Annotated in this window: 9 protein-coding genes; 5 read left to right on the top strand and 4 right to left on the bottom strand. The window is 52.8% G+C overall.

Annotation, left to right across the window (positions count from 1 at the left end; translation table 11 throughout):
* Positions 1–238: 238 nt before the first annotated feature.
* Positions 239–517 (top strand): hypothetical protein, encoded by a 279-nt coding sequence (locus P3X23_RS02710; RefSeq protein ID WP_300872913.1) that lies wholly within the window; start codon positions 239–241, stop codon positions 515–517.
* A gap of 121 nt (positions 518–638) precedes the next feature.
* Entirely contained in the window at positions 639–1,736 is a 1,098-nt protein-coding gene (locus P3X23_RS02715; RefSeq protein WP_300872915.1) for an ArsA-related P-loop ATPase, read from the top strand.
* Here P3X23_RS02715 and hisD read toward each other — a convergent pair.
* The 4 genes from hisD to P3X23_RS02735 all read right to left on the bottom strand — a co-directional run bounded on the left by hisD (position 1,733) and on the right by P3X23_RS02735 (position 5,792).
* Complete coding sequence (gene hisD, locus P3X23_RS02720) at positions 1,733–3,028, bottom strand: histidinol dehydrogenase (RefSeq protein ID WP_300872917.1); 1,296 nt, start codon at positions 3,026–3,028, stop codon at positions 1,733–1,735. The genes P3X23_RS02715 and hisD overlap by 4 nt on opposite strands.
* A 253-nt stretch (positions 3,029–3,281) precedes the next feature.
* Positions 3,282–4,388 carry a Holliday junction branch migration DNA helicase RuvB gene (gene ruvB / locus P3X23_RS02725; protein ID WP_300872919.1) on the bottom strand — a complete coding sequence of 369 codons (1,107 nt, stop codon included), beginning with the start codon at positions 4,386–4,388 and terminating at the stop codon, positions 3,282–3,284.
* Positions 4,389–4,409: 21 nt separating this feature from the next.
* A complete protein-coding gene (gene ilvC / locus P3X23_RS02730; protein WP_300872921.1) occupies positions 4,410–5,405 on the bottom strand; it encodes a ketol-acid reductoisomerase in 996 nt (331 codons plus the stop codon).
* Positions 5,406–5,507: 102 nt separating this feature from the next.
* The gene (locus P3X23_RS02735) at positions 5,508–5,792 is read right to left on the bottom strand and encodes an RNA-binding protein (protein WP_300872923.1); all 285 of its coding nucleotides are present in this window, start codon (positions 5,790–5,792) and stop codon (positions 5,508–5,510) included.
* 233 nt (positions 5,793–6,025) lie between these two features.
* On the opposite strand from P3X23_RS02735, the gene mnmA reads away from it, so the two are divergent.
* The 3 genes from mnmA to P3X23_RS02750 form a co-directional block, all read left to right on the top strand.
* Positions 6,026–7,135: a tRNA 2-thiouridine(34) synthase MnmA gene (gene mnmA, locus P3X23_RS02740; protein ID WP_300872925.1), complete on the top strand. Its 1,110-nt coding sequence runs from the start codon at positions 6,026–6,028 to the stop codon at positions 7,133–7,135.
* Between the two features lie 13 nt (positions 7,136–7,148).
* Positions 7,149–7,379 (top strand): DNA-directed RNA polymerase subunit omega, encoded by a 231-nt coding sequence (locus P3X23_RS02745; protein ID WP_300872927.1) that lies wholly within the window; start codon positions 7,149–7,151, stop codon positions 7,377–7,379.
* Positions 7,380–7,384: 5 nt separating this feature from the next.
* Positions 7,385–7,955, top strand: a 571-nt coding sequence (locus P3X23_RS02750) for a hypothetical protein (RefSeq protein WP_300872929.1), incomplete at its 3' end; no start/stop codon positions are given.

Here is a 7,955-nt window from a genome sequence, read left to right on the forward strand (position 1 = left end):
CCACCCCACCCCCACCCATCAAACACCCCCCGGAACCACCCCCTACCACCTCCACACGATCACCACACCGGGGAAGCACCACAAATCCCCTTCTCGAGCCGATTTCACAAAAGTTGTCCACATATCCACAGCACCTACTACCACTATCAAACTATATATGTATAAGTAGTAGTAGTAGTAGATCTCTAAGATCTAATAGAAATAAAACGCTACCAGAGAAAAATAAAGGATGTGAACTTTGGGAACCTGGATTTCGATTGAAACTGACTCAGAACCTGAGAAAATCTGGCTTAAGGGTACTGGAATACACACAAGTGCGGAGTTGAAATGGCAAAAAGATCAAAGTTTTGGAAAAGCTGGGGAAAACCTTGGGGAATCTGGGGAAAACTCCAAAAATAAGGTTCCTGTTCAGGTTCAAATCCTTCTAATGGAGATCTATTCGCGCCGCGCAAAAATTTTTTTGGCCTGGGAATGGCCTAGAAGCCTCTGGAAAGCAGGCGATCGCCCCAGTGAGTAGATTTATCGTTGAACAGGTTTAGCTGCCCATAGAGGCGATTTTATGAGGGCTGATCTAGATAAATTTGGAGTCGCCGTTTGCCGATAGGATAGTCCAAGCAACTCTCGTCCTCAAACTTGCCATGACACGCATTGTTACTCTTTTAGGAGCAAGACCAGAACAACAAACCGCGCTTGGTCTGGCTATTGCCCAGTGGTTTGCCGAGCGGCAGCAACGAACGCTACTAACGGTTCCTAGTCCCGCGACATCACTGCAGTTTCTCATTGGTCATTGGGAGGAATCTATTGGCTGGCAACCAAAATTTTTGTCGGAGCGATTGGCGATCGCAGAACTAGTGGCCACTGAAAGTGTCAACACTGCATGGCAAGAACTCAGCCGTTTAGTGGAGCCTTATTTGCCCCAAGAGTTGGTGGGTAAGGTTTATGCAGGGGAATTGATGATTTTGCCGGGGATGGATACCTTGCTGACTTTAAATGCCCTGCGGGTTTACTACAGCAGTGGAGAGTACGATGTGATTGTCTATGTGGGTGGGAATAGTCAAGATACATTGCGGCTGATTGGATTGCCCCAGGGATTGGCGTGGTACTATCGTCGCTTTCAGCGCTTGCTGGATCAATTAGACCTCAACGCGATTGCCAATGCTATTGGTGGGCCGATCGCCAGTGCAATGATGGCAGCCAATATTGATACCCAAAAAGTGCGCGAGCGCTTTGGTGAGGCCAAAGTGTGGATTGACCGCGGCGTGAAGATTGCCGCCGACCCGCAGCACCTATCGGTGTTTCTCTTAACAGAAACCACAGAGATTTCAATTGCGCAAACCCGATGGCTATGGGGCAGTGCTCAGCAGGTGAACATCCCTATTTCCGAAGTCTTTTGTATCGGGCAACCCACCCCAGATGTCCGCAACGGATTTGTTCCATTGCGTATCTCTCCTCTTCCCGAAAACTGGAGTCACTGGCAAGGTCTTGTTTCCCATCTGCCAGACTTCAACCAGTCAGTGGTCGCACCGGCTCCCTATGAGTTTGATGAGGTGCGACAACAGGTGCGCATTTTCCTGCCGGGGTTTCGCAAAGAGCAGGTGAAACTCAGCGAGTTTAGTGGGGAACTGACAGTGGAGGCTGGCGATCAGCGGCGTCACATTGAACTGCCCCCTAGTTTCAAGGGTAAACCTGTGCGCGTGGGTAAATTTGATGCCCCTTACCTAATTGTCAGTTTCTAAGGCTCAAGGCGCAGACGCACGGAGTCGCGGTGGGAAATCAGGCCTTCTGTTTCAGCTAGGGTCATGACGGCTCCCCCTTGTTTGCGCAAGGCGGTAGGGGTGTATTGAATAATACTGGAGTGCTTCAAGAAGGTTTCTACGCCCAGGGCAGAAGCATAACGAGCAGCACCAGAGGTGGGCAGGGTGTGATTGGGGCCTGCTAGATAGTCGCCAACTGCTTCAGGGGTGGAATAGCCGAGGAAAATAGCACCGGCATGGCGCACTTGTTCCACAAGGTTCCAAGGGTCTTCAACTGCTAGTTCCAAATGCTCTGGGGCAAAGCTATTGGACAGCTCGACTGCTTGTTCAAAGGTTTCAACAATGCCAATGAGACCGTAGTGGGCGATCGCCTTCTCTGTGAGAACGCGGCGAGGATGGTTGGCCAATTGTGCCTCAACGGCAGCGACCACTGCCTTGGCAAGGGGCAGACTGGGGGTGAGCAAAATTGCGGCTGCCAGAGGATCATGTTCCGCTTGAGCCAGTAAATCAGCCGCAATGTGAACTGGCTGCGCAGCTTCATCGGCAATGATCAAGACTTCTGAAGGACCTGCAAGGGAGTCAATGCCAACACGGCCATAAACCTGTTTTTTAGCCAGCATCACATAGAGGTTTCCCGGCCCTGTAATCACATCTACACGGGGAATTGTTTCTGTGCCATAGGCAAGGGCGGCAATCGCTTGGGCGCCACCAACGCGATAAATCTCTTGGATCCCCGCTTCTTGGGCAGCGACGAGGACAGCAGGATTAATGCCCTTGCCTTGACCAGGGGGAGTCACCATGACAATTCGCTGAACCCCTGCCACCTGCGCCGGAATTGCATTCATTAAAACCGTACTCGGATAGGCAGCCCGTCCCCCCGGTACATAAAGTCCGGCAGCATCGACGGCGGTGTAGCGTTTGCCTAGCACAATGCCATCTTCGCCAAATTGCACCCAACTTTTGGGCACGCGCTGGCGGTGGAAGGCTTCGATTTGTTCCTTAGCGAGGCGAATTGCATCGAGGAGTTCTTTGGACACCTGTTGGTAAGCGGCATCCAATTCGTCCCCTTTCACCCGTAATGTTTCGGGGGTAAGGTCAATGTGATCAAACTGGGCAGTGTACTCAATCAGGGCGCGATCGCCTTCCTTGGCTACACGGCGCAAAATTGCCTCCACCGTAGCCTGTTGTTCGCTCATCTCCCCGCTATCAGTGCGATCGCAAATGCGGCGCAGTTCAGCGCGTAGGTCTGTTAACTGGGTGATGATCCGCAACATGGTCGTTCACGTGGGCGAGGCAGAGAGTCGGGTAAAGGTTAAAAAACCTTAATCAACCCTATCAATAGCTTACAGCGATTTTCCAATTACAGGGGCAGGCTAAGACTGACCAACAATGAGTGCCTAGGGCAAGATCATGATGCACCGTACTACATCCCAAGATTTGAGAGTTGCATTCAATAGCTCGCGATCGCCTGTTTGCTCCCAAGCTAAATTGTCGAAATCCCCTGCCATCAATTGAATACCGATCTCATTAAGCAGTTGGGGTTGAAGACGAAGGGTTATAGGGACGACTAGATAACAATGGCAACTGGTTTTCCGGTGGCGTATAACCTAGATGTTGCCAAGCGCGGGGAGTGGCGACTCGACCCCGGGGCGTCCGTTGCAGATAGCCCATCTGGAGAAGGTAGGGTTCATAGACCTCTTCAATGGTTTGCACATCCTCGCCCGTGGCGGCGGCAAGGGTTTCAATCCCCACAGGTCCCCCTTGGTAGGATTCAATCATCAGACTGAGGAGCCGGCGATCGCTCCAATCTAGCCCCGCTGGATCCACATTAAACAGTTCAAGGGCAGCGATGGCCACCTCTAGGCTAATCCTGCCATCGTGCTTGACCTCGGCATAATCCCGTACCCGTTTCAGGAGCCGCAGAGCAATGCGGGGAGTACCGCGACTGCGCCGGCCAATTTCCAGTGCAGCTTCGGGGGTAATTGGTGTTTGTAGGAGAGCAGCGCCGCGCTGAACAATCTGTTGGAGTTCTTCGGGATGATAAAAACGCAACCGCTGCACCAAGCCAAAGCGATCGCGCAAGGGCGAGGTCAAGGCTCCGGCACGGGTAGTTGCCCCCACCAAGGTAAAGGGATTTAACTTTAGTCGGCGCGTGCGCGCTGTTTGCTGTTTGCCCACCGTCAGATCAAGGTAAAAATCCTCCATTGCCGGATAGAGGAGTTCTTCGGTCATGCGGGAGAGGCGGTGAATTTCATCAATAAAGAGAATATCCCCCTCTTGCAGGTTCACCAGCAGACCCACAATATCGCGGGGACGTTCCAGAGCTGGAGCACTGGTCACTTTGCAGTTGACCCCCATTTCAGCCGCCAAGATTAAGGCAACGGTGGTTTTCCCTAAGCCCGGCGGACCATAAAGCAGCAGGTGATCAAGGGGTTCTTGACGTGCCTTTGCTGCTTCGATGGCAATGTGTAGCACCTCCTTGAGTTCCTGCTGACCAATGTACTCCTGCAAAGAGCGGGGACGTAGGGACTCTTCAGCCGGCGAGTGCTGTTCCTCTCGGGTGGGTTGATTGGAGAGTAAAGAAGGGGGGCGCGATTGCTCCGACGGTGAGTTTTGCGACGAAATAATCGCCATTGCTGCCCCCTAGGGCAAAACTTAAGCCCGTTTTAACCAGCTAAACATGGAGCGCAGTTCTTGACCCACCTGTTCAATGGGGTGTTCCGCTTCCCGTCGCCGCATGGCAGTAAAGCCTGGTTTACCGGCCATATTTTCCAGCACAAACTCACGGGCAAATTGACCCGTTTGAATTTCGTGGAGAATTTTGCGCATTTCAGCGCGGGTTTCATCGGTAATAATCCGTGGGCCACGGGTGAGGTCGCCATATTCTGCGGTGTTGGAGATGCTGTCCCGCATTTTGGCAAGACCCCCTTCAACAATCAAATCCACAATTAGCTTTACTTCGTGAAGGCACTCAAAGTAAGCCAATTCTGGCTGATAACCTGCCTGTACCAATGTTTCAAAGCCAGCTTTGATCAGGGCGCTGAGGCCACCGCAGAGCACCACTTGCTCACCAAAGAGATCAGTTTCGGTTTCTTCGCGGAAGGTGGTTTCCAGAATCCCGGCACGGGTGCCACCAATTCCCTTGGCATAGGCCATGGCTAAATCACGGGCTTGTCCACTGGCATTTTGATAGACCGCAAACAGGCAAGGCACCCCTTCCCCTTGGGTATAGGTGCGGCGAACAAGGTGACCGGGACCTTTGGGAGCCACCATCACCACATCCACATTGTCGGGGGGCACAATCTGACCAAAGTGAATGTTAAAGCCGTGGGCAAAAGAGAGAACATTCCCCGGTTGCAACTGGGGGGCGATCTCCTGTTCATAAACAACCCGCTGAACTTCATCGGGCAAAAGAATCATAATCCAGTCGGCCATTTTTGCGGCCTCAGCCACGGGGTACACCCCTAGACCCTCGGCACGGGCGCGCTCTGCAGAACGACTGCCAGCATAGAGACCCACCACAACATTAAGACCGCTATCCCGCAGGTTGAGGGCATGGGCATGGCCTTGGGAGCCATAGCCAATAATGGCAATCGTTTTGTCCTTGAGGAGTTCCAGTTGGGCATCTGCGTCGTAATACATGCGCGCCATAGGGATGATGTTCCTTTCCAATTGCGTTCAGCAGGTTGTTATTATTTCTCTACCACATGGGCAGAGCCGATAGAGCACCTCCTAGAGGGCTACTTGAGGGAGTTAGCGATTACGGGAATAACGATGGTTGCCACCGCCCATGGCTTCACGGGGGCGTGCTTTGTTGACCTTGAGTTGCCGTCCCATCCACTCGGCACCGTCGAGATCGGCGATCGCTGCATCTTCTTCAGCATCCGTGGACATTTCCACAAAACCAAAGCCCCGCTTACGGCCTGTTTCCCGATCCACCGGTAAATAGACTTGTTTGACGGAACCGTATTCGGCAAAAACGGCCTCTAGGTCTTCTTGGGTGGCCGTGTAGGAAAGGTTGCCGACATAAATAGACATAATCTAATCTGCTCCAAAGCAAAAGTTGAACCATGTGTTGACGTTGACTTCGGAGAGACGACTGTTACGTAACCAACCTTCCCTAAAACCGAACTCAAGAATCGCTCTACTTAAAAACTCAAGCGGCGATTACTCGCCAACCTTGTCTCCTGATTATAGCCGATTGCGGTGGTCTGTGTTGTGAAAGTAGGGATGCTACCCTAAAAGAGGTGGATTTTTTGTGAATCTTAACAATGTCCGATTTACCGGCGGTTGTTGTTGGCCTTTCCGGCGGTGTCGATAGTTCCGTTGCCCTTGCCAGCCTCAAAGCTCAAGGGTACCCTGTTGTGGGTCTAACCCTATGGCTGATGAAAGGTAAGGGGCAGTGCTGCTCTGAGGGGCTGGTGGATGCGGCGCGCCTCTGCGAGGAGCTGGGGGTGCCCCACCACATTGTGGATAGCCGCGAAATTTTCGAGAAATATATTGTGAACTACCTAGTCAGTGGCTATGCCAATGGGGTAACACCGCTACCTTGTTCCCAATGCAACCGCTTGGTGAAGTTTGGGCCAATGCTGGCCTATAGCCGTGAGCAACTGGGGATTGACTACATTGCCACGGGTCACTATGCCCAAGTGAAATATAATCCCACTAGCGATCGCTATGAATTGTGGCGGGCGGTGGATCGTCATAAGGATCAAAGCTACTTTCTCTACGACTTGCCCCAAGAGATTCTAGCTCATGTGCTTTTTCCCCTCGGTCAGCAAACTAAAGCCGAGACCCGTGCCCTTGCAGCGCAGTATGGCCTGCACACAGCCAGTAAACCGGAAAGTCAAGATCTCTGTCTGATTGAAGCCCATGGCTCCATGCGCCAATTTCTTGAACAGTATTTGCCCAGCCAACGGGGAGAGATTGTGGACATCCATGGGCGGGTGCTGGGGTACCATCAGGGGATCCACCACTACACCATTGGCCAGCGCAAGGGCTTAGGGATTGCAGCACCCGAACCCCTCTACGTGGTGGCCTTGGATCGGGAACACAATCGCGTTATTGTTGGCGATCGCGCCACCGCTGGCCGTCGTGAGTGTACAGTGGCACGGGTGAACTGGGTCTCGATTCCTCCCCCTAGGGAACCTATGACAGCAACGGTACAAATTCGCTATCGCACCCCCCCTGTGTCCGTGACTATCATTCCCGATGCCAACGCTGAGCAGGTAAAATTGGAATTTGCTGAACCGCAATTTGGGGTAACGCCAGGACAAGCGGCGGTTTGGTATGCAGGGGATTGCCTGTTGGGGGGTGGCATTATCCAGCCTTTTGTAACACCAGTGCCACAACCCCTAGAAACAATGGCCACCCACGTTTAAGGAAAGACCGACCATGCAAAAACGCCTTCATTATTCATCTTTAGAAATTAACCGTCGGGCGGAAGAATTAATCCAGCACTCCGCCAATCGCTATCGGATTACGGTGCAAATTGCCAACCGGGCTAAACAGCGGCGGGGGCTAGAAGCCAGTGAAGATCTCGATGATCTGCCCCTGAAGCCGGTGACCCGTGCCATTATCGAAATGTCCGATGAAATTGCCCAACCGGAGTTACTGGCAGATTAGGAGCGATGGGGAGACGACGGGGCTGGACCTTCTTGGGCTGGATGACGTGGGGGTGCTTACTGGCACTCTTGTGGCTCCCCCTGAGCAGTGCTTGGAGTGTGGGGCGATCGCAATCTGACCCCAACTTGCCCGCTGCCACTGGCCAAATTCTCATTAACCCCCGCTTGGTGGCGGAAACCCTCTATCCCAAATTGTCCGGTTTGCCCAAGGAAAATCACTATATCCGCCAAGAGAACCGGCAGCCTGCTCCAGAGAGTACGCTCCTAGAGCGATTTATCGTCTATCATACTATCGTTAAGGGGCGATCGCCCCTCTACCGTTTTGACTGGAAAATTTCCCTTGCCGACTATTTGGGGCTGAATGAATTCCTGCAGGGAGAAACCTATCCAGGACGTTCCTACCTCACGGTCAACCCCATGGAGGGGGATATTGCCGCTATTCGCCAGCTCAATCGTCAACAGCGGGATGCTTTAGTGAGCACACTGGCCACTTTCTACGCACAACAGGCAGGGTTACCCCCTACCACACCACAGCGTCCCCAACCCCAGACAACACTGCCGCAACCAACACCCAGCC

The organism is Thermosynechococcus sp. Uc (assembly GCF_029335995.1).
GTDB lineage: Bacteria > Cyanobacteriota > Cyanobacteriia > Thermosynechococcales > Thermosynechococcaceae > Thermosynechococcus.

Coding starts and splice junctions, on each gene's coding strand:
- P3X23_RS02715 (WP_300872915.1), top strand. CDS start 639: ATGACACGCATTGTTACTCTTTTAGGAGCAAGACCAGAACAACAAACC.
- hisD (WP_300872917.1), bottom strand. CDS start 3,028: ATGTTGCGGATCATCACCCAGTTAACAGACCTACGCGCTGAACTGCGC.
- ruvB (WP_300872919.1), bottom strand. CDS start 4,388: ATGGCGATTATTTCGTCGCAAAACTCACCGTCGGAGCAATCGCGCCCC.
- ilvC (WP_300872921.1), bottom strand. CDS start 5,405: ATGGCGCGCATGTATTACGACGCAGATGCCCAACTGGAACTCCTCAAG.
- P3X23_RS02735 (WP_300872923.1), bottom strand. CDS start 5,792: ATGTCTATTTATGTCGGCAACCTTTCCTACACGGCCACCCAAGAAGAC.
- mnmA (WP_300872925.1), top strand. CDS start 6,026: ATGTCCGATTTACCGGCGGTTGTTGTTGGCCTTTCCGGCGGTGTCGAT.
- P3X23_RS02745 (WP_300872927.1), top strand. CDS start 7,149: ATGCAAAAACGCCTTCATTATTCATCTTTAGAAATTAACCGTCGGGCG.